Source organism: Photorhabdus antumapuensis (assembly GCF_020387775.1).
Taxonomy (GTDB): Bacteria; Pseudomonadota; Gammaproteobacteria; order Enterobacterales; family Enterobacteriaceae; genus Photorhabdus; species Photorhabdus antumapuensis.
Genome location: NZ_JAHZMK010000036.1, coordinates 44,753 through 71,357, shown reverse-complemented (window position 1 = coordinate 71,357; position 26,605 = coordinate 44,753). Strand labels below are relative to the sequence as shown.

Annotated in this window: 18 protein-coding genes and 1 other annotated feature; of the genes, 11 read left to right on the top strand and 7 right to left on the bottom strand. The window is 39.8% G+C overall.

Annotated features, from left to right (window positions below):
* The 5 genes from KZ793_RS15215 to KZ793_RS15195 form a co-directional block, all read left to right on the top strand.
* Positions 1–1,071 (top strand): DUF637 domain-containing protein (locus KZ793_RS15215; RefSeq protein ID WP_225816114.1); only part of this gene is annotated, 1,071 nt, incomplete at its 5' end.
* Positions 1,068–1,547, top strand: coding sequence for a hypothetical protein (locus tag KZ793_RS15210; protein WP_225816113.1), 480 nt, complete (start codon positions 1,068–1,070; stop codon positions 1,545–1,547). The genes KZ793_RS15215 and KZ793_RS15210, both read left to right, overlap by 4 nt.
* A gap of 133 nt (positions 1,548–1,680) precedes the next feature.
* Positions 1,681–2,226 (top strand): immunity 42 family protein, encoded by a 546-nt coding sequence (locus tag KZ793_RS15205; protein WP_225816112.1) that lies wholly within the window; start codon positions 1,681–1,683, stop codon positions 2,224–2,226.
* A gap of 30 nt (positions 2,227–2,256) precedes the next feature.
* The gene (locus KZ793_RS15200) at positions 2,257–2,949 is read left to right on the top strand and encodes a hypothetical protein (protein ID WP_225816111.1); all 693 of its coding nucleotides are present in this window, start codon (positions 2,257–2,259) and stop codon (positions 2,947–2,949) included.
* Positions 2,946–3,428, top strand: a complete 483-nt coding sequence (locus KZ793_RS15195; protein WP_225816110.1) for an immunity 42 family protein — start codon at positions 2,946–2,948, stop codon at positions 3,426–3,428. The genes KZ793_RS15200 and KZ793_RS15195 overlap by 4 nt, the downstream gene beginning before the upstream one ends.
* 551 nt (positions 3,429–3,979) lie before the next feature.
* Here KZ793_RS15195 and KZ793_RS15190 read toward each other — a convergent pair.
* The 7 genes from KZ793_RS15190 to KZ793_RS15160 form a co-directional block, all read right to left on the bottom strand.
* Positions 3,980–5,128 carry a C2 family cysteine protease gene (locus KZ793_RS15190; RefSeq protein WP_225816109.1) on the bottom strand — a complete coding sequence of 383 codons (1,149 nt, stop codon included), beginning with the start codon at positions 5,126–5,128 and terminating at the stop codon, positions 3,980–3,982.
* A 694-nt stretch (positions 5,129–5,822) separates the two neighbouring features.
* Positions 5,823–6,443 carry an L-threonylcarbamoyladenylate synthase gene (locus KZ793_RS15185; RefSeq protein WP_118986013.1) on the bottom strand — a complete coding sequence of 207 codons (621 nt, stop codon included), beginning with the start codon at positions 6,441–6,443 and terminating at the stop codon, positions 5,823–5,825.
* A 27-nt stretch (positions 6,444–6,470) separates the two neighbouring features.
* On the bottom strand, positions 6,471–7,331 hold the full coding sequence (gene rnm, locus KZ793_RS15180; protein WP_225816108.1) for an RNase RNM: 861 nt from the start codon (positions 7,329–7,331) through the stop codon (positions 6,471–6,473).
* A 170-nt stretch (positions 7,332–7,501) separates the two neighbouring features.
* On the bottom strand, positions 7,502–9,394 hold the full coding sequence (locus KZ793_RS15175) for a glycoside hydrolase family 18 protein (RefSeq protein WP_225816107.1): 1,893 nt from the start codon (positions 9,392–9,394) through the stop codon (positions 7,502–7,504).
* Positions 9,395–9,517: 123 nt separating this feature from the next.
* Positions 9,518–13,612, bottom strand: coding sequence for a Tc toxin subunit A-related protein (locus KZ793_RS15170; RefSeq protein WP_225816106.1), 4,095 nt, complete (start codon positions 13,610–13,612; stop codon positions 9,518–9,520).
* A complete protein-coding gene (locus tag KZ793_RS15165) occupies positions 13,605–17,141 on the bottom strand; it encodes a Tc toxin subunit A (protein WP_225816105.1) in 3,537 nt (1,178 codons plus the stop codon). The genes KZ793_RS15170 and KZ793_RS15165 overlap by 8 nt, the downstream gene beginning before the upstream one ends.
* A 96-nt stretch (positions 17,142–17,237) precedes the next feature.
* The gene (locus tag KZ793_RS15160) at positions 17,238–18,869 is read right to left on the bottom strand and encodes a glycoside hydrolase family 18 protein (protein ID WP_225816104.1); all 1,632 of its coding nucleotides are present in this window, start codon (positions 18,867–18,869) and stop codon (positions 17,238–17,240) included.
* Between the two features lie 978 nt (positions 18,870–19,847).
* Positions 19,848–19,948: a sequence feature (Trp leader region), on the top strand.
* A gap of 28 nt (positions 19,949–19,976) precedes the next feature.
* Between KZ793_RS15160 and KZ793_RS15155 the strand changes: the two genes are divergently transcribed.
* Genes KZ793_RS15155 through trpA form a run of 6 tightly spaced genes read left to right on the top strand, consistent with a single transcriptional unit; the run spans position 19,977 to position 26,587 of the window.
* On the top strand, positions 19,977–21,575 hold the full coding sequence (locus KZ793_RS15155) for an anthranilate synthase component 1 (RefSeq protein WP_225816103.1): 1,599 nt from the start codon (positions 19,977–19,979) through the stop codon (positions 21,573–21,575).
* Positions 21,575–22,153 carry a glutamine amidotransferase-related protein gene (locus KZ793_RS15150; protein ID WP_225816102.1) on the top strand — a complete coding sequence of 193 codons (579 nt, stop codon included), beginning with the start codon at positions 21,575–21,577 and terminating at the stop codon, positions 22,151–22,153. The genes KZ793_RS15155 and KZ793_RS15150 overlap by 1 nt, the downstream gene beginning before the upstream one ends.
* 13 nt (positions 22,154–22,166) lie before the next feature.
* Entirely contained in the window at positions 22,167–23,165 is a 999-nt protein-coding gene (trpD, locus tag KZ793_RS15145; protein ID WP_225816101.1) for an anthranilate phosphoribosyltransferase, read from the top strand.
* A gap of 2 nt (positions 23,166–23,167) precedes the next feature.
* On the top strand, positions 23,168–24,532 hold the full coding sequence (gene trpCF / locus KZ793_RS15140; protein ID WP_225816100.1) for a bifunctional indole-3-glycerol-phosphate synthase TrpC/phosphoribosylanthranilate isomerase TrpF: 1,365 nt from the start codon (positions 23,168–23,170) through the stop codon (positions 24,530–24,532).
* Between the two features lie 58 nt (positions 24,533–24,590).
* Positions 24,591–25,781 (top strand): tryptophan synthase subunit beta, encoded by a 1,191-nt coding sequence (gene trpB, locus KZ793_RS15135; RefSeq protein WP_225816099.1) that lies wholly within the window; start codon positions 24,591–24,593, stop codon positions 25,779–25,781.
* A complete protein-coding gene (gene trpA, locus KZ793_RS15130; RefSeq protein WP_225816098.1) occupies positions 25,781–26,587 on the top strand; it encodes a tryptophan synthase subunit alpha in 807 nt (268 codons plus the stop codon). Before trpB ends, trpA begins: the two co-directional genes overlap by 1 nt.
* Positions 26,588–26,605: the final 18 nt, after the last annotated feature.

Sequence of the window (26,605 nt, the reverse complement as noted above, 5' to 3'; positions counted from 1 at the left end):
AGTTTTAAGGACAATTTTACCACCGCATTACTGGCCAATATTGGCAGCCAGATTAACGCCGAAGGGGCCGGGTTGATTGGCAAGAACGGTCAGGTGTTAGGTTTACCCGGAAAAGCCATCAGCCATGCGGCGGTTTCTGCCCTTGCGGCGGAAATTGGCGGCGGTGATGCCAAAGGGGCGGCTGCCGGGGCATTAGCCGCAGAACTGGCAGCAATAACATTGGATAAAACATTCAGCGATCCAATGAAAATTCAGGCGGGTGGCAAAATCATTGGCAGCGTTGCAGGGGCCATTGCGACCAACAGTGCCAAAGGCGCTAACAGTGGGGCGAATGCCGGAGAAATTGTTATTGTATATAACGCGCTGGCACATCTTCTATCCGCAGCAGAGAAAGAAAGACAGGGTGCAATACAAGCTTACGAGGAGAAAAAAAGCGCCTTTTGTCAGCAGTCACCGGATACATGTAAACAAGCTGGCAATATGATTAGCTTTGGTACTGACTTCGTGCCAGTTATCGGTGATATCAAAGGTTTTGTAGAGGCTAAAAGCGCATTAGATTATCTGGCCGCCGCGATAGCCATTATTCCCGGCACAGGTGATGCCGCTGGAAAAACCATCAAAGCCGCAGAGCAAGCCTTACAAAAAGGCAACGTTGGTGAAGTTTCCAAGTTACTCAATAAGGCTAGTGATGAAATAAAAGCATTGCCAAAACCAGGAACTACATCAATCCCAAGTGGAGGTACTGGCGCTGGAACTGTATTCAAAGTTGATGATGCCCAATTAGGGAAAAAGCTAGGAAAACACGTAAAAGATTTTGGTGGTAATCCATCAAATCCTGTGGATAGAAAGTTGGTTCTGGATAAAATAGACGAAATAGGCAATAACCCAGATAAAACAATTCCTGGTGTTTTTGCTGGACAAGGAACTAATGGAACAAGAGGGGATGTATTATTTAAAATAAAGGGAAATGATGTTGTTGTCACTAAACCAAATGGCACATTCGTTACCATTATGAAGGATGGCATTAATAATACATCTGTGAAGAATGCACTAAAAGGAGAACCACATTGAGTTTAGTTACTAAAGAAATCAATGAGTGGGGAGTTGAAATTACAGGGAAACGGCTTAAGTCAGTGTATGGATTGATTTATATATACGACATAGCAGATGTTGAACATCCCCAAGAGTTATCTATTAAATTTTGTGAAACTGATAACTCGCCAAAGAAGTTACTTTGTAGCCCTAATGGAACATCAATCGTTTTGTGTAAAGGTGAACTGAGGGAAAATGACTTAGGAGAATATGGTAAGGAAACAGTGATGGATCTATCTAATTTTAAAATATTTGATGGATTGATAGGGAAACCACTTTCTTACGTTAATGCTATTTATTCTGAAATTGAGCAAGATATTATCGGTTTTATGTTTGTGTTTTATGATTATGGTCAATTTAGCGTAATGAATTTAGGTGATGAAATATATATGTTTAATCACATACCTGATTCTTTGCTAAAAGATGAAGGAATTTCCTTAATTAAAGTAAACTGAGAAAAATTTGACTTAGAGATATTCCTGCTAGTACAACTGTCTCTTAATCAGGAGATCTGACTAAGAGACAGAATTCACTGATATGGATCGACTGGTTAACAAAAGACGTCTCTGATAAATGGAGATAGAAATTATGATTTTTGGTGATCCATATCGTTTTGCGATATTAGTAAAATATATTCCCTATTGGAGTGATAGTTCATTCAAAAATGGGTTATTCTATTTTTATATTAATGGGAAAATGTTCCCTGATGAACTAACTGCCGCAACATTAAATGTGGATATTTTTTCTTTAGATGATAAAAATGCATTAATTTCTTTTCCTGAAAATAAAGAGCTATTTGATAAAGAAATCAAAGAAGCATTTAACACGATGTTAGGTATGATATCTCCTAATCTGGTAGATAGTAACCTAGATGTGCCAGAAGATTTTGAATCGTCATATATTTATAAAGCTTCAACAGAGAATATTGATGATTTTGGTAGTTCTGTATTTGCTGTATCTTACGATGATATTGTTAGAATCATCGGAGCAAAACGACGTATCTTGAGATATGATAATAATGGTTGTGGTTACTGGGAAGATATTCCTCAACCCGATTTCTATGAAACAAAACTTTATAAAGATGAAGTTAAAGAAATAATTGCCAATATAAAAAAATATTATATATCGTTGTAATATAGTCTCCATATATAACCCCAACTACGGTTGGGGCTATTTAGAAAGCTTCAAGAAGCCAATAAACAAGGAGCGCTTACCGAAGCAATCTGGAACAAATACAACAAACTAAGCGTTGCACAACGGGCTGAAATGGACGGCGGGATAAAAACAGCAGATGCCATCAGTGGCTTAAGATGGATGTTTGACTTATCGGCTGAGGATGCCCATCGCATCAGCCAGTTTGTGACGACAGAAAACCAGAACGATTTAGGGCTGTTGTATAACTCGCTGCCTGCCTGGGAAAAAGGTGCACTAATAGCCAAAGAAGCGGTAGAATCTGCCGGCATTGGTGGTGCTATCGGCAGTAAAGCTTCGGTTGCTTCGATTGTTGGGAAACGCCGTGGAAGCGCAATACCGGTATCAGAGCCAATAGTCGCTTCTAATGGGCTAACTTACAAATCAAACCCTAAACATACTCCCGGAGGTGATGGAAATCGCAAAAATGCAGGAATAGAACCTAGAGACTCTCTAATTCTTTTTGAAAACTCTATACCAAGCTCAAAAAACTATAACAATAAAGAGGTTAGGTTCTCAGTAGATAAGAACGGTAATGTTCACCGATTCGAAGGAACTAACGGAGAATATCATTGGAATGGCAACTCCGGAGATATTAACAATTCTTTAACAAGCAAACAGGTGCCAAGTGATATTCAGAAAAAACTAGGGGTGAAACTAAAATGATTTATGGTGATCCATTTTACTTTTCTCTTCAATTTGACATTGTTGAGTCATGGAACTCTCCAAATAGCTTTTGGAAAAATGGAGTATTTTCTTTCTATTTAGAAGGGAATAAATTATTTGACATTGTTGATGTTTTCGAATTAAGAACAACAATTGGCTTTTACTCAAATATGAAAATAGATGAGTTAGCATGTAATGATATTCCCTTTGATCCTATTACCTTATATAGAAATGCAGAAAGTTATTTTACAGGGGAAGGAGAAGATCTTATTGATGGCTTGTTTGATATGACTTGTACTGCAATGGGGGATAATGGCTATTATATTTATTTTATGAAAACAAGCCAAAATGATCGCCTAATTTGGAGTGTTAATGATGGGAATACAATAAAGGAGACATTATTACCAGCCGGTACAGTTCATTCTGTAATTCAAAAAATGTCACAATGTCCGTTAACTAAAATATCTACTAGTGACTAGTAAATCTAGATAAAACGCTAATCCCAGTCAGCTACGACTGGGATTACTTTAACTTTGGCGGATTCGGTTAAATAAGGATAAATATTTTCTATTTATCAATCTGATGCAGAGTTAGGATTAAAAATTCCAACCATCTCAGTCAGTTTGTGGCGACAGAAAATCAGAACGATTTAGGGCTGTTGTATAACTCGTTGCCAGCCTAGGAAAAAGGTGCATTAATAGCCAAAGAAGCGGTAGAATCTGTCGGTATTGGTGGTACCATCGATTAACCAAAGATATAAACGATTATAATTATTCAGAAGATTAACTCTCCACAATATAATTGGTCATTAATACCTAGGAATAGTCAATTTTCTATAATTAACTTGACTACTCATTACCTCAATTATTAAACAATTAAAGAAATATAATATTGAACAATATAAAAGTGGCCATAAATTATAAATTTTAGGCCACCATTTCATTGAATTTTTATTTAATTTACCATTAATACCAGACACTAATATTAAATTAATGGCTTACAAGTCAATCCTGGTAAAACCAATATCCTATCACTCTTGAATTGGTAATGGATTTGCAATACTTTTCAGTGAATCAGGAAGGGTTTCTCTGAGATACATATCACTAATTTTTGGCAAATTATTAACATAGAGATCATATGGCATCCAGAATGATTTCCCTTCAAATCGGTTATTCTGGAATATATCATTCTGTACTTCCTCTGGAATATTTTCCCATTCAGCAGAGCCAGGAGAATATGGACCTTTATATTTAACGACATTCCACGGATTATGCAGTCGCACTAACTTAATATCATTCCATTGTTGAGCATCCAATATTAAATAAGCATGACCTGATACCAAATCCGTAGACGAACCGGTTCCTTGATAAGTCACATGATGTTTTATTTTGAAGATATCGATAAATTGCTCATCCCAAATACGATCCTGATTATCTTGATTAATACTGGTATTTGCTGTCGATTCTATACCAAAATAGACTTCATTACCGCCGCCTAAATTCTCATAGCCTCCATGCAATTTCGCAAATGCTTTTTCAATCAGGTAATACCAGAATTCATTTTTATCTTCCATAGCAGAAAAACTAACTCGCGGCAGATCATCGTCAATCAATAAATAACCCATCGTCGATTGATTGATGATTCTGATCGAATAAACACCCGTTGGGTTATAAACCGGCGGATAGATAGCAGAAAATAACACATTATGCCCTTCAGGATGGGATGCAATTGCCCCAACGGTGCTAACAAAGCCGCAATTACCAAGATAAAGCTGGCCCATATCGATCATCTCTATCCCTTTAATAAACATGCCAGGGGATTCAATAAAATCTTTAATACGGCTATGCTTGTCAACTCCCCCACTTTGCCATTGTTCAGGAGGATATGAATCATCGACTAAATAGGCACTCTTTTCTGATAACGCTTTAATTAAGGCCAATACCGGATCTTTTGCATATAAAATGGCTCCCTTAAAGTCAAAAGGTTCACAGGTAGCCAGAATATCATTTAATTCACTTAATTTTACCGCTTTATCAGGATCTCCGCTCAATGCTTCTTGCACTGATTTTTCAGCATATGCATCACGCCCACATGCAATTAAATCCCTATCTGGTGATTTCGGCCATGTATGAACATTACTGACATCAACTGGTTTATCGGAGAAATTAACAACTGACATTTTCAATATCCCTTGATTTTATAATGAATGGACAACCTTACGTTGTTATTTATATTAAATAACCAACCCAAAGGTTTTATACCCTTCATCTTTCAAGCTGCTGCTTTGTTGGCTGCTTTCACTCACCCCAGTCACATAGTTACCTATGCTCCTGGGGATTCATTCACTTGCCGCCGTGCTGCAACTCGAAATCTATTAGGTATATACCTAATGATATGATTAAATAATTGGCGAACAAACTTACCTTAGGTGCGGTAAATATTCACTTATCACGTTATTAAAATCAACTTAATTATTAAATAGATGATGGCTTTATTTTATTGAACCAGTATTAATAATTCGAAATAATAATAACCATTTCAATTCAATTAAAAAATCAAAAATATAAAGCCTGCATATAATACACAGGCTTTATACCCGTTATCTTTCAAGCTGCCTCTTTGTTGGCTGCACTCACTCACCCCGGTCACATAGTTCTCTATGCTCCCGGGGATTCGCTCCCTTGCCGTCGCGATGCAACTCGAAATCTATTAGGTATATATATACCTTTCATCTTTCAAGCTGCTGCTTTGTTGGCTGCTTTCACTCACCCCAGTCACATCGTTATCTATGCTCCTGGGGATTCGTTCACTTGCCGCCTCGCTGCAACTCGAAATCTATTAGGTATAGATTCTGAAAATAATTACTGCATAGCTTATAAGAATGGCGTGATATTGCCAGCCCCTTCCCGTATTACAACCGGCGTATCCTCAGTTAAATCAATTACGGTGGTAGGCTGTTGCCCTAAATAACCCCCGTGAATAATCAGATCAACCAGTTTTCCCAAATTATCTTTAATTTCTTCAGGATCAGATTCCGCAAAATCATTGCCTGGCAAAATCAGGCTCGTGGACATCAATGGCTCACCCACTTGTTCAAGAAGCGCCAAGGCAATTGGATTGGAAGGAACACGTAATCCAATGGTTTTCCGCTTATCATTCATTAAACGACGAGGTACCTCTTTCGTCGCACGCAAAATAAACGTGTAATTGCCCGGCGTATTATTCTTAATCAGACGAAAAGCCGAATTATCGACATAAGCATAAGTCGATATTTCTGACAAATCCCGGCACATTAAGGTGAAATTATGATGACTATCTAACTGGCGGATACGGCATATCCGAGTCATCGAATCTTTATCTTCCAGACGGCAACCAATCGCATAACCGGAATCAGTTGGGTAAACAACTACCCCACCCTTTTTAAGCACATCCACACTTTGCCCAATTAAACGTGGCTGCGGATTATCAGGATGAATATAAAAAAACTGGCTCATAAATTACCTCTTAATTTTATGCAGCCCCTACAGTGACCAGTTACACCATATTGGTACCACATCACCGGGCAACCACAATTTACGCCCTAACTCTATCCATGAACAAGGCTGGTGAAAATCAGAACCCAACGAAACCATCAAATCATATTCCCGTGATAATTGACCGAGATATTGCCGCTCGTTAGGTGCCTGCTGGCACTGTGCAACTTCCATTGCATCACCACCATGTTGTTTAAACCAGACAATCAGACGCTTCAACCATTTGGTCGATAAATCATATCGTCCCGGATGAGCAATGACTGCTTGACCACCTGATTGATGAATGGCATCAATAGCTTGTTCAATTGTACACCATTGAGGTGGAACGTATCCGATTTTTCCCTTTGCCAGATACTTCTTAAATACTTTCGCGATTGTTGGTCCCCTGCCCATTTCAATTAAATAACGGGCAAAATGGCCCCGTGTTACTTGTCCACCATTCGCTAACCGATTAGCCGCCTCCCAAGCATCGGGAATACCCACCTTTGCCAATTTGCGACCTATCTCAATTCCTCTCTCTTTTCTGAGCTCAGTTTGTTTTCTGAGTAATGTGACCATTGCATTTGATTGAATATCAATATTCAAACCAACAATGTGAATCTCCATATTTTCCCACAGAGTGGATATTTCAACCCCCGATATGAGCTTTAATGGCAAATCATGTTGGTTGATATATTCATGGGCTGGCAAAATAGCATCCGTCGTATCGTGATCAGTCACAGCCAAGACATTAACGCCCATTGCCACCGCCCGTTCAACCAATTCCGCTGGTGAAAGTAAGCCATCCGATGCGGTTGTATGGCTATGAAGATCATAAATTGTTACTAACTCAGTGGCTGAATTTGTCATTATCTCTTTCTCTGCCCAAATACGCGATGGGATAGCTTAACGATAAATGGGGGCGTTTTACAGAAAGAACGATGTTCAGCCCTAAAATGTCAGGCTGAACATGATTATTTTAAGAATGAAAAAATTGACGGATAAGAAAAATGATATCCCTTTTTACTGGCAAAGAAGAATTAATCAGCGTTTTTCTTCATCTCACCGATAGATTTCAAATAATAGAGCTTACCCGGATTATAGAGTGGCCCCATATCGATGGCCTCATCATTAGATTCAGCAATATAACCCATTCCTTCTCTAGCTGCATTTGCCAACAAGCCGCAATCCTGATCGCCTGACCAAGAAAATATGCCGCCCAGTTTATTCTTAGCGACGTATTCCGCTTTTTGCTTCACTGTACGAGGGGTATCTAATGAAATAAAGTGCCCCTCTTTTTCACTAAACAAGAAATCGGCATCAGCGTTGGTATCCGTCATTAACACAAAACCATTTTTCCCGGTAGCAAGAGTGTGTTCACACTCCAGATAATTATTTACAATATCAAAGAATTCAGGTGAACCTTTTTCCATTGTTCCTAATGCATCGCCAGGTTTATTATATTCGCGCGTTTCAAGTTTTGCCCCTTTGCCTGCACGGCCATAGTTAGCATAGCCTAAATGAATTTTTTCCAAAGGTACGCCAAGCTCCTGATGTAAGTAATTAATAGCCACTTCCGCGGATAAATCAGACTCACCTGACGGATCAGGATCTTTTGGCGAATAGAGATTCGTATGATGACCGATATAAGGCGCCCACCCGGTACCAAAATAGTCGTAACTCATTAAGAAAATATTATCCAGACCATTCTTAACTAATTCGGCAATATTGGATGTTGCTAATTTCGTTTTTACACCACTACAAGCAATGGAGATCTCTTTTCTATCCTCTCGCCCAAATCGACTATCCAAAGACTGACGTAATTCTTTAATTAACAGAGCGTAATGTTCTCCATCTTTTTCCGGATCATAAATATTACCCTCCTCACCTGGGCTGCCGGGATATTCCCAGTCAATATCGACACAACTGAACATAGGAAAGCGCTCAAAAAAATCAACAATACTGTCAACAAAAACACCACGTTTTGTCTCATCAGCGGCCATCACGGAGAAATAACCGGACATACTCCAGCCGCCAATACTAAAAGCCAGTTCAAGTTTATGGCCCGCTAAACGCGCCGTTTTTTGCAATTCGCGTAACCCACCTAATAAACCTGAAGCTCTCTTTTGTTGATAATAAGGCAAAAATGTTCCTGGCCCGATATCAGTATTCGCACTTTCTTTCGGTAATCCTACATTACGGGCAGTCCCTAAATCACCATAAGGATCAAGCGGAACAATATGGCCTTCCGTAATTTTTATTTCACTCTGGCTATTCCAACCCTCCGCCACTTCTTTGATCTTATCTCCTTTTACGCCAGTATCACCGTAAATACCCAAAAAGCTGAATATTAATTTATCATAGGCAGTCACATTGATAATACTTAAATCAAATCCTCTGCCCCGATAATCCGCCCCTTTATCCTCACCATCTAAACGCGCATCATATTGGCACCAATCAGTAATATAAGCAGAAAGTTTCGGTCTGGATTTATCGCTTGCATATTCATTAAACATCGGGCGGCAAACACGCGTCGCAGTATAAGAAAGGTTGCCCGCTGAACCATCAGGTTTAAAATTAACATCCGGTCTTTGATAGGTTTGTTCTGTAATATCATCTGGTTGTAAAACCGGTGAAGGAATATCTTCGGTCGGATCAACACGCCCATCAGTAGGATTTCCGTGTTGTTTTATCTCATTTTCCGTCGCTTGACGAATATATTTCCAGGCATTATGCGGTGTTCCCTCTTTAGCCGTAGAATCGGGAATATGCCAGCGCTCAACCCAATAAGTATTGGTATAAACACCACCATTAAAAATAATATTATAAACTTGGCCGCCTGACTGATTTTTCCATGCGGTTAATGGTTCACCAATAATATCACTTATGTCGGACATGGATTTCGATGAGGTATAAGTATATTTGTTTACCATTTATAAGCTCCAATGAGATTTATATTTAGCCTCTACATAAATAGAAGAGGCTAATTTGAATGTTAAAGATAATGAGTCAAAATGTTGAATGTAAATGACTCATTTAATCGTTAATGCCCGCCATTACAAATCTGGATTTTCCTGTTTTAATAATGCCTTCACAGCCGAGCCAAATGATACAGACCCCTCTTGCGCGGTATATCGAATATGCAAAATCACATCCGTTAGACTTTCTAAATCCTGTGATATATTGGTAAATTGAAAATTCCAACTCGATCCTACTCCTACCCCCTCAAAGGGTAAAAAACGTTCATCATCGAAATTAAGCGTGAACATCCCGCTGTCATTAATACCCGTGGATAAAGCGATCTGTTGATTGGGCTGTATGCTGCGGACCGTATAAGGCGTTTCCGCACGAGTTCCTTCTTTCAACATCTTTTCAACGGTTTTGAGATCCGCTTTGGTCGTATAACTACTCACACCCGACAAACTTAATTTGGCGCAGATATCTTCATAAGGTCCAATTAACATAGGTAGCGTAACTGAAACAGATTTAATCCGCCGATTAAATAAGCCCGGATAATCTGCACCAAATTGTTTTAACTCATCCAAATTAAAGGTGATTGCATTATGTGATGTCAGTATTTTGAGATTATCTTCCCAAGACTCGCCCAATAAAGATTTAAGCGAAATCGTTTTGATAATTTCCAACTTACGTGAATTTTGCTCAACATAAGTACGTTCCATGCGTTGCAACGCCAATTTCAAATTTTCACCGACCAACAGCCCTTGGTAGAGATCATTCCAGCTCGCACCATCAATAAAATTCTGTTCGCCTAACCCAAGCTCATATTGCAGAGAAGCTTGTGCGGATAAACACAACGATGAAACAGCATCATAAACCTGTAAATAGAGGCTTGAGATCTGGCTAATCATCCAAGTGTATAAACTTTCATTAGTAAAACGGCTAGAGAAATAAGCCAACAACGCCTGAGATTGTTGTTGCTGCGCTTCAACTTGCGCCAAACGCTTACGTGCAGCACTGACCTGCAACTGCTGAATATTAACTTGCTGATCAATAGATTTTACTTCCCATTCAGCCTGTTTATATTGCAGCTCCCACTCCTGCCGACGACGGCGATAAGATTCAGAAACACTAAGGCTGTCAGCTTTAGTGCTATCAGACTGATGTTTCAAAGTTGCTATTTCAGCAACCGCATTTAAAGCTGCCCCCCAATGTGAACCCCCAACTGCCAATCCATAAATATTGGGAACTAAATCCAGGGCCGCCGCCGCCGTTCTTGATACCTGTGAAGCTAATAAAGCAGAAGATGCTTGAGCCTGTAATTCAATAACCTGCTGCTCGGTTGACGAAATATTTTCATCATAAAGACTTTTATAATGTTCGTACCGCTCCTGAGCAGATTGTTTACTCACCTGCAATGCATCAAGACTGGCCTGATTAATATTGATATCTTGTTGCTGGAGGTCAACAGCAAAACGGTAGAGATCATTATTCTGAACCATCTGAAATGATTCAAAACTCAAATTATCTTTCCGTTCTAATAGGCTTAACAACGTGCTGCCAAATTGTATCAACGTATCGACACCCGATTTCGCCCGCGCCAACATCGGCTCAAAACGATAATTTGGTACTCTGAAATTCATTTTGCTGGCATTTCTGGCAGCAACAACCCGCTGATAACGCTGATTCATTAATCCACGAGGAGAAATTTTCGAATCATAAAGATCCATAGAAATTTCTTTACCATCTAGGGTTAAATTATGGCGTAAATTGTAAATCCGGTTTTCTATTTTATCCCACAGGGCCGTTAACTCTTCATTAATAGGTTTCATAAAGAGATCATTATCCAGCGCACGAATCGTTTTATCATGAACCACCGGGGCATAAGGCAAAGGATAACTGATCATCTCCAATGCACGTACTGCGCTACTCTTCTTATAGGATGCATCCTCAAGGGTTATCGGCTGCCAGGAACTGGCTAATTGAAGATCAGGACGCACACCTAACAATGAACTTGCCGTTGCATAGCTCAGACGCGCCAGCGTTCTGGCCGTAGGCTGTAGCTTGCGATATTCCATATCACCCTGATCGATAACATTTTTAATGTAGAAGTTAAAAATAGCTTTACGATAATGAATAGGTTCACTGGCAGAAATTGCATCAGGATCAGCCGGCTCTATCAGACTACGTAATCTCTTGGGCTCGTCAATGATCGGACGACTATTCCAATAACGTGGCTTATCTTGTTCCAGCGCCGGTTCGTCATTACTTTCAAAAGGATTAAAAATAAACTTAATCCAGAGACTAGCTTCCTCATAACGCTGTTCGACATTAAACCTCCAGGCCACCATAAATGGCATATGGAAGAATAATTCCCAGAAATAAATACCATTTGCCCCTTTGAGGTCGATGGGTTTTGAGACATTGCCAGTAATCGGCTCTTCATGAATATTTTGAGTTTCCCAACTGAGAACTTTATCCAGTTTTTGACTCGCCTTACTAATTAACTCTTTTGCAAAAAGGGTATTTAAACGAATCGCCTTGTCAGAATACCAACTTTCTGGTTGCTCCTCTGGCGGCTTTTCTTTTGGAAATTGTAAATATTGGGTTTGTTTAGTCTGTTTAATTTGGATCTTGTCACGAAGTAATTTCCCAACACTTAACTTTTGCTTAATTCTGCCGGCAATATCATCTCCAGTTTCTGACGGCAGACTAAAGCCCGTAACAACCGTCACATCATTTCGATCACACCGGTTCAATGTCACACTTAATTTTGGATCATAATCTTCTGGGGTAAGCACCTTATATTTCAGCCAACACCGTTCACCCTGACTATCCTCCAGCCAAATACAATAAAGGATATTTTTACTTCTGCTAAAATCATATTTATATGTTGAAGTAGACGTCAGATACATATTCAATGTCCCGTCAACATAAGTCGCATCCAGCTTGAAATCGCCTATTTTACCCAGTTGTCCTTCAAATGTTGGCGGTTCGGCTATCGGCCACTTCATATTATTATTAACCGGATAAAGAACCAATTGCTTATATTCTTCCGGCCCGCCATTTGAAAGTTCCCGGAAATAGAACCAGACTAAAGCAGCGCCATATGCATCCAGATCGGATAGCGTTGAAGTGGATTTGGGTAAATCCGTTGCTGCCATTAATAGGTTGTCACAAACATAAGTGAAAACTTCATCATAGTCATAAGCTTCTTTATTCTCATTTTTGCCTTGCAAACGCACAAATGCGACCAACGCTAAACGTTCAACATCTCCGGTACGATCGAGCACCGCAATCAACTCTTTCATCGAGTGACCAAGTAAATCTTCACGAACGGTAGTACCGGTACTCCAGGTACCATCAAACGCCAAATGAGCTAAATTAAGTTTGGTGCGATATTTAGTACTATTATCTTTATCTTGTTTTTCTTCAGAAATTTCAAACCAACTAATATACAATCGGTTATTTAGAATAATTGGACGAATAATACCATTATATGCATTCTCTAACGGGACATTAATCAGCTTCCACTCACCCCAAGCGGTAGGATAGAGTTCGTCAGTCAGATTATTACGCTGTTGGGCATCTAAAGTTCGCCAAAAATAACGGTAAGGTTGAGTACGGGTCTTGGCAATGAAATAGATCTTATCATCGGCAATATCAATACCATCTTCGTAACCCGCAATAACTTCTAAATTACTCACCTCTTCAAAATTATTCAAATATCCCAATATCGCTTTCTGAGCAACATCATCCGTGAGCTTACCTTGATTAAGAGCGCTTTCAAGTTGGAAAAAGAATTCCGTTTTAGTTAAACGTAATGTGGGATCAATATAAACTTCCGGGTAAATAGCCAGTTGTTGATTTGCCGCCCAATAACCGTAACGATTAGCAAATTCCTGCCAATTATCGGCCTCTTCCTGAGTCATGGATAACCCTGACTCTAAATTTAAAACAATACGGTTAATATATTGTTGTACCGATTGAGTAACATGCGCGACACGGGCTGTTTTTACTTTGGAAGAAACCTGAGTGTCTAACAATAGAAAATCATACAAGTCATCAACGTTTTTAATTCCTTCACGCTGAGATTGAAAAGCGATATCATGCGGAACTATCTGACCAAGATAATAGTCAACTAATGCATCACGCAAATTTTCCTGTAATTTTGCTTCAATTAAATTAGACATTCTCATCATCTCCTTGCGCTTTTAATGCGGCCATTACCGCTTCACCGATGCTTTGGAAAGCTTCAAAATCTGAATTAACATCAAGTGCACCAGCACCTAATAAAGGCTCAACAGACAAATTGGTTTTCACAGAAAATTGTTGCAATCGTCTTATCCAATCTATTTGAGATAAGGTCATCGCACGTTTTTTTTCTAATCCGCCTTTATCACAAGCAAGATAAATTTCATCAGGGTCCCAATCTAATATTTCAGCCAATAATTGCGCACATTTATAATTGTTATCATCCTCTTCTCTCTTCGGTAAAATTTCGCTGTTAGCGAAAGTAAAATATTCCTGAATTTTATCTTCATTTTGTTTAGCATTTTCCAGTAAATCTTGATAGCGATTCAACAGGAAAATCTCATCTAATGACAACGATATTTCTGTTGTTTCATCTATGCTTAGTCCAAGCCATTTAGGATTTGTCAGGCGCAATAACAATAGATTATTACTTATGCTCAATGCATTAATTAATTGAGTATAAACTAACAGACTGTAGGTCAAGTCCAGAAACTCTTTTTTAATATCTTCAACTTTTTCTGGTGTATTATCTAACACCATTTTCAATACTGAATAAATACTACTTCCTAACCAACGCAATTGTAGTGGAACAATATCTCTTAATACCCCATATTCACCCGCAACAGCGCTAGATAATAGACTCTCTTGTGCGGTTTTAGCTTGCAATGTGATCTGCAAGACAATATTAATTTGATTATTATCTGGAGTTGCCTTTTTCTCTTTTACAATATCTTCGATCTTTTTCCTCAGAGACTCCTCGTCTGTTTTTCCCCATATCAACGGAATATCTTTAATTAATCCATTACTCTTATCAAAAACGCCATTTTCATCTGACAAAATGGCCCACCAATCTGTACCATTTATTTCTTGCCGATTAAAATCAGATTCTTGCAAACGTACATTATCAGTCAAACCGTCAGAAATTCCCTTATAAAAGGTTAACATGCCATTTGTTGGCACCACCGGAAGCTGAGTTTTACCTAATAATAGAGAAAGCTTAATCGGTGTCAGTTTTGTTTTAACGAGCCAGGAAGTTAAAACCTCCATTTGAGCAATAATATTAAGGATATCATCTTTTTCTCCCAAAGCCGGTATATTTGCCAGATACTCGCTTTTATCCGTCAAAATACCCGCCAAAATTAATCCATCTTCCGCAGAAAAACCAAATAATCGTGGAATAGTCACCAGACGATAAAGTCTGGATACGACATCAAGATTACACACCAATTTGCCAGCAGAGAGCTTCAACGTGTTCTGAACGATAGGCGCAATTACTTGAAACGTGGATAAAGAAATAGCTAACCCAGCACACAATTGTTTAACTGTTTTCGCTCCATCTCCTTGATTTTCCGTATAGTTAAATTCTTTCCCATCCAGAATTAAAGGCTGGTCAAAAAGTTTAGACTGATTAAAAAGTTGATCAAAAAATGGAATATTATTGCTGATAGCAAATGGCGTAATTTGATATATCCATCCGGCAAACGTTTCCGGTAATACGTTATATTGCGTCGATAAATGACGGAATAAACCTAATGCTCTTAATGTATTATTAGAGATAGTCAGATCGGTATTATTAGGTTCAGCTTTTATTGCTGAAGTTACCAATAAATCAAGTTGATGATAAGGTAACGCTAACCAACGCTGTAAACGAATAAAGCGATTCATTCGATCATAGCGAAAATCAGAAACGGCATCTATTTCGCGTCCAGAGCCGGTTTTCACAATGCTTAATGCATCTAATTGCCCCGCATTTATATAAACACCCCCATAATGGTAAGGCGCTGGAAAGTGTTCTGATGTTTGACCACTATCGAAAATAAGGTTAGAAAATATCACATTTGACGAAACTAACGGCCGAAAATCACCACTATTAAACAAACGTTCGAGATCTGTCACTTTCGATCCTGTTTGTTGACCAAAAGATAGGATCTGTTTTAATTTCACGCTGTCATCCGCAGAAAGACCATAATTATCTTGGAAAAACTTCTCTGCTTCTGGTAATAATTCTGATTGTTCAGTATCTTGCTTAGCAATGGCAAAACGGTAAGTCATGGTCAGGAAATGAATACCTTCAATATTTACCAAGGAATTATTTTCACTCTCTTTTGGCACCGCAGCATAAACTGTCATTTCACCAAAGAAAGGACCATTATCCAAATTACCAATTTCACTATTATCACTTTCTACATAAGTTAATTTTAACTGTCGACTAAATGGCGATGAATTATCAAAAGGTTCCATCCTCGCTTTTACGCGGTTATAGGTCAGAACATTTTCACCACGAAGTTTAATTTTGATCGTCTCTTTATTTTTATTTTCACAGGTAATGACAATTTCATCATAGGCTTTATCAACATTATCACTCAACAGTGTCGGGCCAGTGATATTTTCATCAGCATGAATAATATAAGCATGTTTTGAAATATCACGTTCAGGCAATACTTCTGTTGTACTTGCGCTGAAATAACCCTTAATAAGTTGTTCACGTGATAAAAAGTTTTGCGCAAATGGACTTTCCTCTTTCAGTAAAGCTATTTGCTCCTTACTTAATTGAGTATAAGCAAGCAGAGCCTGATCACGTTTTTCAGTTAAGATATGCCAGGGAAATTGCTGATCCGCTTGCTGAATAACTGTACCTAATTCGGTCTCTTTTTCGGACAAGCCTTTATTAATCTGTTGAGAAGGCAAATTATAAGGTAATGTAAAAGGAAAACGAGTCTCTCCCAAAACCTGATTAACCGGTTTATCCGCCTGGCCTGTCTGATCAATATATTCCCTGGCACTTTTCGACAAAACATCATTCACAATAGATATTGCCGTCACCTCTTTGTAAAGATTATCACTATTAAGTAATAAGTCAGGAATATCAGCGCGCCTTTGTTCCAATCCCACGGCATTATTGGAACCATCCAGCTCTATTTGTTGTACAAACTTATAAAGATCAAGCAAGTAATTTACCGGACTGTCAAGGGACTCAATAGCGTTTGGCTGACAGAAGTTATCCCAAGGCTCAGGAAATAAGTTGCTGTAATCAGGTAATTTTTCTTTTTCATCTGGATCACTATTGCTATAAGAAAAATATCTTGCCTGATGATTCGTTTTCCTTAATGTTGTGCCATCATAATCTCTTAGTTGCCTTTGCCGATAACTTTGTACTAATTGATTAGCTGCGCTCACTGCTTTATCAAAGATTACCTCTGCATGTCCCGACAAAGATTCGTTGTGGCGTTTAATAAATCGCTGCCTTGATACTTCAACAATATCAAAAATTGAGTGATATCCTAGACGCTGGAGTGTATTGACCAGAGTAACAGTGGAATTATCTTCCTTCTGCTCTGAATCTGACAACATGTAATTTTTCGTCAATATTGGCGATGCTGATGATTTTATTTCTGCCACCGCAGATAATAATGGTGATACTTTTGTTACATCCTGTTTTTCACGAGAAATGCTTTTATATTTATCCATTACATTATTCCCAACCTAATTAATCGGCAACATCTGAATAGAACAGTTATAGAGACTATAACCACTTTAAGTAGTGAGATTTTTTAAAGCATAAATTCAATTTAATTTACATTCTTCACACTGCTTCTCTTTCGGTTTATCGTAAGAAGGAAGTTCACCTTCGAAATAAAACGGCTCCATTTCAATCACTTTTTTAATCGCCTTACGACCCAATCCTTCATGAGCAGCATTAGTTAGCAAGCCATTATCTTGATCGCCGGTCCAAATAAATAAACCACCTAAACCTTTTTCTTTAACATAGCGGCCTTTTTCTCTGACTGAACGAGGTGTATCCAATGACATAAATACTTTGAGATCTTTATTATAAAGATAGTCAGCTTTAGCTACCGGATCATGAAAAACTGAAAAACCATTACGACCTATTTTATTTTCATAATCAACATAGTTATAGATAATATCTGTCCATTCAGTGACGCTGTATTCGAAACTCCCTACCGTGGATGTTCCATCAGTATATTTACCAACCAGTTGTTCATTATCCTTATTCTCTAACTCCGCAGTTCTGGCATTACGTGTATAACCAGAATAGCCGATATAAATTGATTTCTTATCAATCCCTAAAGAGATAAGATAGTTAACTGCATCATCGACTGAATATTTAGAATACTGATCATCCTTATTGCGATAAAGATTGGTATGATGAGATAGTTTTTTATCGCCTAATGTAAAGAAATCATAAGTCATTAAGTTAATTTCATTGACACCGGCGGCGATCAATTCTGGAATATGTGCTGCTTTAATTTTTTCTATATCAGCAGAAGCTGCAATACTAATTCCTTTCAAATTACTGATATTTGCATTTTTTAAATCCTTAATAAGCTCAGCAAAATACTTATAATCATCTTCACCAAATGGGTTACCTTCCCCCGCAGAACCAGGATATTCCCAATCAAGATCAATGTGAGTTAGCATAGGGAATCTGGTGTATAAATCTTTAACCCCCTCAACAAATCGTTGGCGCAGTTTCTCATCACGGCAAACTTTATAAAAAGCACCACTCATTGACCAACCGCCAACGCTGACGGAAATTTCCAGATCCGGATTTTCATCTTTAAGTAAACGTAATCCTCCTAATACCCCTTGGGCTTTATCTTGCTGATATAAATCTACAGGATCGCCCGCCCATTGAGTAAAACCACAATTAAGATAGGCTGCAACATCAGCCCAGGGATCAATTGGAATAGGTTTGCCTTCGTGATTCTCTAGAATATCTTGTTCGGTATCCCCCATTTGCCATCCATTTTTACCCGCAGCAGCGATGATTGTTGTTTTCTTCTCCCCAGGATCGCCAATAATACCTGCAAAGCTGAAGATAATTCTTTTAAACGGCTTTCCTTGTTCTTTATCACCTTTAAAGCGCATTAAATCGGCACTTCTGCCACCATTCTTTTTAAAAGAATCATCATTTATCGGCGCTAAACGTTCATCATAGATTGACCAATCAGATAAATAACAGAAAATGCCAAAATCATCCTTCTCCTCGTAAGTATTAAAAACAGTTTTAGCAAGTCTTGTTGGTGTATACGATAATTCGCCATCGGTTTTTTTAGGATCAAAACCATTTAACCGATAAGTTTTCTGCGCCGCACCTTCTTCCGAATCTTTAACTTTATGTGGATCAGTTTCATACACCAATTGGCTATCTGCTTTGGGTTCATTTTCACTCATATCTTACTCCACTAATAGTACAATTATTTTAAACATCAGAGAGTTAAATCATGGCAATCCATGCCAGAATTAAGTAGAGATCTATAAGTATTCAGATTAAAAATCGTTCCCCCTGGCATACCTATAACGTATTAAATACAAAGGATTACATAGTGTTAACTTATAAAGATCTAAATTTTAAATAACACGATATGTTAGAGCTATGAATACTACTTCTCACAGTAATATCGGTTAAACCTCTTTTTTTCATATGCAGATATAAAAATTGATTATCTATTCTCCCCATTTGCCTATTGACTCAAACAAAATCCAGCCAATCCTGCTCTTTAACCCATTTTTACTATCGCTAAATTCTTTTTTTCATGAAACATGATTTACCTACTTAACATTACTAAATATATATCATAGCTATATCATGAAATAATAATATGAGTTATTTTTGACAGTAAGATAATAATTTTATTAAAATTAATCATCCTATATTATCCGATCTCTAACTATTGAATACTTTATGTTACACCGTAACAAAATATCACCAAATTAACCTTCAATTTCCTCTAATAATATTAATTTTTATAACCTAAGTTCTATAGGAAATTAACTGCTTATAATGTTGATCATTCCTAAATTCTAGGAATAGCACGGCAATTTAATTATGATCATCAACACTTTTAAGTACCGCTTAATGACTAAGACGTTACCCGTGACTGCACAAATTAATAAACGCGCCAAAAAATCCTTGACACACTAATGCCGTTCCATTTTACTAGTACACGAGTGAGGGCGATATTGTCTTGTATACCATCTATACCTAATAGATTTCGAGTTGCAGCGCGGCGGCAAGTGAACGAATCCCCAGGAGCATAGATAACTATGTGACTGGGGTGAGTGAAAGCAGCCAACAAAGCAGCAGCTTGAAAGATGAAGGGTATAATCAATATTAAAGAGGCACTGAAAATGGCTGTATTCATGACGTCTATCCGTTGGTGGCATAACTTCCCAGTAAGGGCGGTATGGTCACGCACATAAATCAACAGTGCCAAATTACCAAAACCCGCCTAACCAGCGGGTTTTTTTATATGCATAACTGATCAACAGGACGAAAAAATGACGGATAAACAACCAAAAATCACAGTAATCGAGCAAGAAACCGTTTACCAATCCGATCCTACTCTACTATTCAACCAACTCTGTGGTGAGCGACCAGCAACTTTATTGCTGGAGTCTGCGGAAATTAACAGCAAAAAAAACTTAAAAAGTCTGCTAATTATCGATAGTGCCTTGCGCATCAGTGCCAACGGCAATCAGGTGACTTTTAACGCTTTGACAGAAAATGGCCGAAATTTATTACCTATCTTAGCCAACAAATTTTCCAGCAACATCCAATCTGAAATGACACATGATGCTCTTCAAGTTACCTTCCCTCCAATCAATCACAATCGGTTAGATGAAGATAATCGTCTGAAAGCTGTATCCGTATTTGATGCACTGCGTGCCCTACTTTCTCTGGCGGAAGAGCCATCACCATACAATTCATCTCCGTTCAATTCATTGCCATACAATACAGAAGCGATATTCGTTGGCGGCCTGTTTTCCTACGACTTGGTGGCCGGATTTGAGCCGTTACCGGCAGTAAAAACCGTTCAACGCTGTCCTGATTTCTGTTTTTATCTCGCAGAGACGTTATTGGTGATCGACCACCAGAATGAAAATTCACGCTTGCAAGTTTCGCTTTTCAGTGATTCTCAAGCAGAAGAGCAACGCCTTAAGCAACGATTGGAAACATTAACGGCACTCATTACCGAGCCCATTGAACCAGTACAACAAATCTCTCTGCCAACCATGAAAGTTTCACACAATCGGGATGACAAGACCTATGCAGAAATGGTGGCACAGTTGCAACAATACATCCGCCAAGGGGATATTTTTCAGGTCGTGCCATCAAGACGCTTTTTTCTGCCCTGCCCGGCACCGCTTCATGCTTATCAAAAACTTAAGTACCATAATCCAAGTCCCTACATGTTTTTCATGCAAGACAAGGACTTCTGTCTGTTTGGTGCTTCTCCTGAAAGCGCACTTAAATATGATGCGTCCAATCGCCAAATTGAGATCTACCCAATCGCCGGCACCCGCCCTCGTGGGCGCAATGCTGCCGGCGAGCTGGATGCCGATCTAGACAGCCGTACCGAACTGGAGATGCGAACAGATCATAAGGAATTGGCTGAACACTTGATGCTGGTTGATTTGGCCCGTAATGACCTGGCCCGCATTTGTGAACCGGGCAGCCGCTATGTCGCTGATCTGACAAAAGTCGATCGCTACTCTTTTGTTATGCATCTGGTCTCCCGCGTCGTGGGGACATTACGCCATGATTTAGACATCTTTCATGCTTATCAAGCTTGTATGAATATGGGCACCCTTACCGGCGCCCCGAAAGTACGCGCAATGCAACTTATCGCTCACTACGAAAGTGAACGCCGAGGCAGCTACGGTGGTGCTGTCGGTTATTTCACCGGCAAAGGGGATATGGATAATTGTATCGTTATCCGCTCTGCTTATGTGGAAGATGGTATAGCAACTATCCAGGTTGGCGCAGGTATCGTACTGGATTCCGAACCTTTAGCCGAATCCGAAGAGACCCGTAACAAAGCAAGAGCAGTCATTCGTGCCATTATTGAGGCTCATCAGGCAGAGGAGATTTTCTAATGGCAAATATTCTTCTACTCGACAACGTGGATTCATTCACCTATAACCTCGTCGATCAATTACGTCATCATGGTCATCAAGTTGTTATCTATCGCAATACTGTTGCAACTGAAATGATTATGCAGCAATTAAGCATGCTCTCCTCTCCGTTATTGATGCTTTCACCGGGACCGGGTAAACCATCTGACGCAGGTTGTATGCCTCAATTACTCCAACAAATTATCGGCAAAATCCCTGTAATCGGCATCTGTCTTGGACATCAAGCCATTATTGAAGCTTATGGTGGAGAAATTTCCGCTGCTGATGAAATCCTACACGGCAAAGCTTCTCTGGCAAAACACGATAATCAAGCTATGTTCGCTAATCTGGAAAACCCGCTACCCGTTGCCCGTTATCACTCTCTCACGGGTAGACGCATTCCATCTGAACTGACTATTTCCGCCCGTTGTGGCGACACGGTTATGGCGGTTCGCCACGATAAACATAAGGTTTGTGGATTTCAATTTCACCCAGAATCGATTCTCACAACTCATGGCGCTAAATTGCTTGAACAAACTCTGGTTTGGGCACTAAATTAGAGGAGAGATGAAAATGCAAGCTATTTTCAACAAATTGTTTAATGCGCAGACACTGACACAACAAGAAAGCCAGCAACTATTTGCCGCCATTATTCAAGGAGAATTAAGTGAACCACAACTCGCTGCCGTACTTATCAGCATGAAATTACGTGGTGAACAACCACAAGAGATTGCCGGTGCAGCCCAAGCATTATTGGCAAATGCCCTGCCATTTCCACGGCCGGATTACACTTTCTGCGATATCGTCGGAACGGGCGGTGATGGTGCGAACAGTATCAATATTTCAACCGCCAGTGCCTTTGTCGCCTCGGCTTGCCATATTAAAATTGCCAAACATGGTAACCGCAGTGTTTCCAGCCGATCAGGTTCTTCTGATTTGCTGGCAGCGTTTGGTATCGCCCTTGACATCAGCGCGGAATGTGCCCGTAGTGCACTGGATGAAATTGGCATTTGTTTCCTATTTGCGCCACATTATCATCTGGGATTCTGTCATGCGATGCCGGTACGTCAACAACTGAAAACCCGGACTATATTTAATATATTAGGTCCTTTGATTAACCCGGCACGTCCGCCATTGGCATTAATTGGCGTCTACAGCCCTGAGCTCGTTGAGCCTATTGCTCGAACCTTACTGGTTCTCGGCTATCAACGGGCAGCGGTTGTACACAGTGGTGGCATGGATGAAGTCGCACTGCATGCACCAACGAAAGTGGCAGAAATTAACGAGGGAGAAATTACCCATTATCAATTAAATGCTGAAGATTTTGGTTTACAACGTCATCCAATGTCCGCATTAAAAGGAGGTTCACCAGTAGATAATCGTGAAATGCTCAGTTTATTGTTACAAGGACGGGGTAAGAAAGCCCATGCAGATGCCGTTGCGGCTAACGTTGCTCTGTTAATGAAAATTCATGGACAGGAAGATTTACGTCATAACACACAACAAGCTCTCGAAACCATTCACAGTGGCCGAGCTTATGAACGAGTTATAGCCCTTGCAACAAGGAGTTAATCATGCAAGCTACCATTTTACAGAAAATTGTTAATGATAAAGCCGAATATCTTATTAATCGCAAACAGCAACAACCATTGGAAAGTTTTATTGATGCTGTTGTTGCCAGCAACCGCCATTTTTATCAGGCACTAAACAGTGAACAGACGGTTTTTATTCTGGAATGCAAAAAGGCATCTCCTTCTAAAGGCGTTATTCGTCAGGATTTTGATCCAATTCAAATAGCGAAAATTTATCAGCCCTATGCAACCGCCATCTCTGTATTAACTGATGAAAAATATTTTCAAGGCAACTATGAATTTCTTCGTTTAGTCAGTGATGCCGTTCACCAGCCAGTATTGTGCAAAGATTTTATTATCGATCCTTATCAGGTTTATCTTGCCCGTTATTATCAAGCCGATGCGATTTTGCTGATGCTCTCTGTTCTTGATGATCAGCAATATATTGCGCTGTCTGAACTTGCGCATAGCCTGAATATGGGCGTACTGACTGAAATCAGTTCGGAGGAAGAGCGAGCCAGAGCGGTTGCACTAAAAGCTAAAGTTATTGGTATCAATAACCGTGATCTGAGAGATCTTTCTATCGATTTAAACCGTACCAAACAACTTGCGCCACAGTTACCGGAAGAAACCATTGTTATTAGCGAATCGGGTATCCACCAGCATCAACAAATTCGTGAGCTTAGCCATTATGCTAATGGCTTTCTCATTGGCAGTGCTTTGATGGCCCAATCCAATCTGGACTTAGCATTACGTCAACTGATTCTGGGTGAAAATAAAGTCTGTGGATTAACTCGCCCACAAGATGCAAAAGAGGCATTACAGGCAGGTGCTGTGTATGGTGGTTTGATATTTGCTGAACATTCACCACGTAAGATTGATATCCAACAGGCCCAACAAATTATCAATGCAGCAAATCTCAAATATGTCGGGGTATTTCAAAATCAATCATCGGCATTCATCAATCATACCGCCCGTGCCCTTTCTCTGGCTGCGGTGCAATTACATGGCGCCGAAGGCGAAGTTTATATTGCGGAATTACGAAAAACACTGCCTGAAAATTGTCAAATCTGGAAAGCAATTGATATGTCGAAAGATGAATTTCACACCAAAGCCGGAAATGTTGACCGTTATTTACTCGATAACGGCAAAGGTGGAACCGGCCAAAGTTTCGATTGGCAATTACTTGAAAAACAATCACTCGCCAACATCATGCTAGCCGGTGGATTAAATGAAGAAAATTGCCAACAAGCAGCAAAATATGGCTGTTGCGGACTTGATTTTAACTCTGGTGTCGAAAGCGCACCCGGCATCAAAAGCAGTCATAAATTAAATAAAGTGTTCCAGCTACTACGCTGTTACCAATAAACAACAATTTTCCGATTAATGACAATTTTCCAATTAATAACAATGGACAAATAGAATAATGAGTAAGCTTAACCCCTATTTTGGTGATTTCGGTGGACAATTTGTACCGCAGATCCTTATTCCAGCCCTTGAACAATTAGAAGCCGCATTTATTGCCGCTCAGCAAGATCCCGAATTCCAGCAAGAATTTCAAGATCTACTGAAAAATTATGCAGGCAGGCCAACGGCATTAACTTTATGCCGTAATCTGACGAAAGGCACCAAAACTCGCCTTTATCTGAAACGAGAAGATCTATTACACGGCGGTGCTCATAAAACCAATCAGGTACTTGGTCAGGCACTATTGGCAAAACGCATGGGCAAAAACGAAATTATTGCAGAAACCGGCGCGGGTCAACATGGTGTAGCAACCGCCCTCACCTGCGCACTTTTAAATATGAAATGCCGCATTTATATGGGCGCTAAAGATGTGGAGCGCCAATCCCCTAATGTTTTCCGCATGCGTCTGATGGGAGCCGAAGTTATTCCGGTTCACAGCGGCTCTGCCACCTTAAAAGATGCTTGCAATGAAGCGTTACGTGATTGGTCTGGTAGCTATGATAAAGCCCACTATTTATTAGGGACTGCCGCTGGACCACATCCTTATCCGACGATGGTCCGAGAGTTCCAGCGTATGATCGGCGAAGAAGCCAAATCCCAGATTCTGGCAAAAGAGGGACGTCTGCCCGATGCCGTGTTGGCCTGTGTTGGTGGAGGCTCCAATGCCATTGGCATGTTTGCCGAATTTATTCCTGAAACATCGGTCCGCCTGATTGGTATTGAACCTGCCGGGCACGGTATCGAAACCGGTAAACATGGCGCGCCACTGAAACATGGCAAATTGGGTATCTATTTTGGTATGAAATCGCCAATGATGCAGACAGATGAAGGCCAGATTGAAGAGTCTTATTCTATTTCCGCCGGTCTGGATTTCCCTTCCGTTGGCCCTCAACATGCCTATCTGAACAGCATTGGACGGGCTGACTATGTTTCCATCACCGATGATGAAGCATTAGAAGCATTCAAAGCCCTTTCCCGTGAGGAAGGCATTATTCCAGCCCTCGAATCCTCTCATGCGCTGGCTTATGCTTTGAAAATGATTCATCAAACTCCTGATAAAGAGCAATTACTGATCGTTAACCTATCCGGTCGCGGTGATAAAGACATATTTACTGTTCACGATATTTTAAAATCCAAGGGGGAAATCTAATGGAACGTTACGAGCAGCTATTTAAACAACTGGAAAACCGTAAACAAGGTGCTTTTGTCCCCTTTGTCACCCTAGGTGATCCAACCCCGGAATTATCATTGAAAATTATTGATGCACTGATTATCGGTGGTGCTGATGCTCTTGAGTTAAGTATTCCTTTTTCCGATCCGCTGGCTGACGGCCCGACAATTCAGAATGCTAATCTGCGTGCTTTCTCCTCAAATGTGACTCCCACGCTCTGTTTTGAACTATTAACAAAAATTCGGGCAAAATATCCTGATATTCCTATTGGTTTATTAATGTATGCCAATCTGGTTTTTCATCATGGAATAGATGAGTTCTACCGCCGTTGCAAAGATACGGATATCGATTCGGTATTAGTTGCAGATGTTCCCATGTCAGAATCACAGCCATTCCGTACCGCAGCCATGAAACATGGGATTGCCCCCATTTTTATTTGTCCCCCCGACGCGGAAGATGAACTATTACGCGAAATTGCTTCTTATGGCCGCGGATATACCTACTTATTATCAAGAGCAGGAGTGACCGGTATAGAAAGACGAGGTGAAAAACCGTTAAATCATCTAGTCAATAAACTACGGGAATATCATGCTGCACCACCGTTACAGGGATTTGGTATTTCAGAACCTAAGCAGGTAAAAGAAACATTAGCGAGTGGCGCAGCGGGAGCCATTTCAGGATCTGCCATCGTTAAAATTATTGAAGAAAACCTTTCTCAGCCAGAAATAATGCTGAAAAAACTGGCTGAATTTGTATCAAAAATGAAGTCTGCCACTCAACTTTAATACAAAAAATGGGGCAAA

Excerpts from the sequence above, each read along its gene's own strand:
- KZ793_RS15190 (WP_225816109.1), bottom strand. The coding sequence starts at position 5,128 with ATGTCAGTTGTTAATTTCTCCGATAAACCAGTTGATGTCAGTAATGTT.
- KZ793_RS15175 (WP_225816107.1), bottom strand. The coding sequence starts at position 9,394 with ATGGTAAACAAATATACTTATACCTCATCGAAATCCATGTCCGACATA.
- trpCF (WP_225816100.1), top strand. The coding sequence starts at position 23,168 with ATGCAAGCTACCATTTTACAGAAAATTGTTAATGATAAAGCCGAATAT.
- KZ793_RS15150 (WP_225816102.1), top strand. The coding sequence starts at position 21,575 with ATGGCAAATATTCTTCTACTCGACAACGTGGATTCATTCACCTATAAC.
- trpA (WP_225816098.1), top strand. The coding sequence starts at position 25,781 with ATGGAACGTTACGAGCAGCTATTTAAACAACTGGAAAACCGTAAACAA.
- KZ793_RS15155 (WP_225816103.1), top strand. The coding sequence starts at position 19,977 with ATGACGGATAAACAACCAAAAATCACAGTAATCGAGCAAGAAACCGTT.
- KZ793_RS15185 (WP_118986013.1), bottom strand. The coding sequence starts at position 6,443 with ATGAGCCAGTTTTTTTATATTCATCCTGATAATCCGCAGCCACGTTTA.
- trpB (WP_225816099.1), top strand. The coding sequence starts at position 24,591 with ATGAGTAAGCTTAACCCCTATTTTGGTGATTTCGGTGGACAATTTGTA.
- KZ793_RS15205 (WP_225816112.1), top strand. The coding sequence starts at position 1,681 with ATGATTTTTGGTGATCCATATCGTTTTGCGATATTAGTAAAATATATT.
- KZ793_RS15160 (WP_225816104.1), bottom strand. The coding sequence starts at position 18,869 with ATGAGTGAAAATGAACCCAAAGCAGATAGCCAATTGGTGTATGAAACT.
- KZ793_RS15170 (WP_225816106.1), bottom strand. The coding sequence starts at position 13,612 with ATGTCTAATTTAATTGAAGCAAAATTACAGGAAAATTTGCGTGATGCA.
- KZ793_RS15165 (WP_225816105.1), bottom strand. The coding sequence starts at position 17,141 with ATGGATAAATATAAAAGCATTTCTCGTGAAAAACAGGATGTAACAAAA.
- trpD (WP_225816101.1), top strand. The coding sequence starts at position 22,167 with ATGCAAGCTATTTTCAACAAATTGTTTAATGCGCAGACACTGACACAA.
- KZ793_RS15195 (WP_225816110.1), top strand. The coding sequence starts at position 2,946 with ATGATTTATGGTGATCCATTTTACTTTTCTCTTCAATTTGACATTGTT.
- rnm (WP_225816108.1), bottom strand. The coding sequence starts at position 7,331 with ATGACAAATTCAGCCACTGAGTTAGTAACAATTTATGATCTTCATAGC.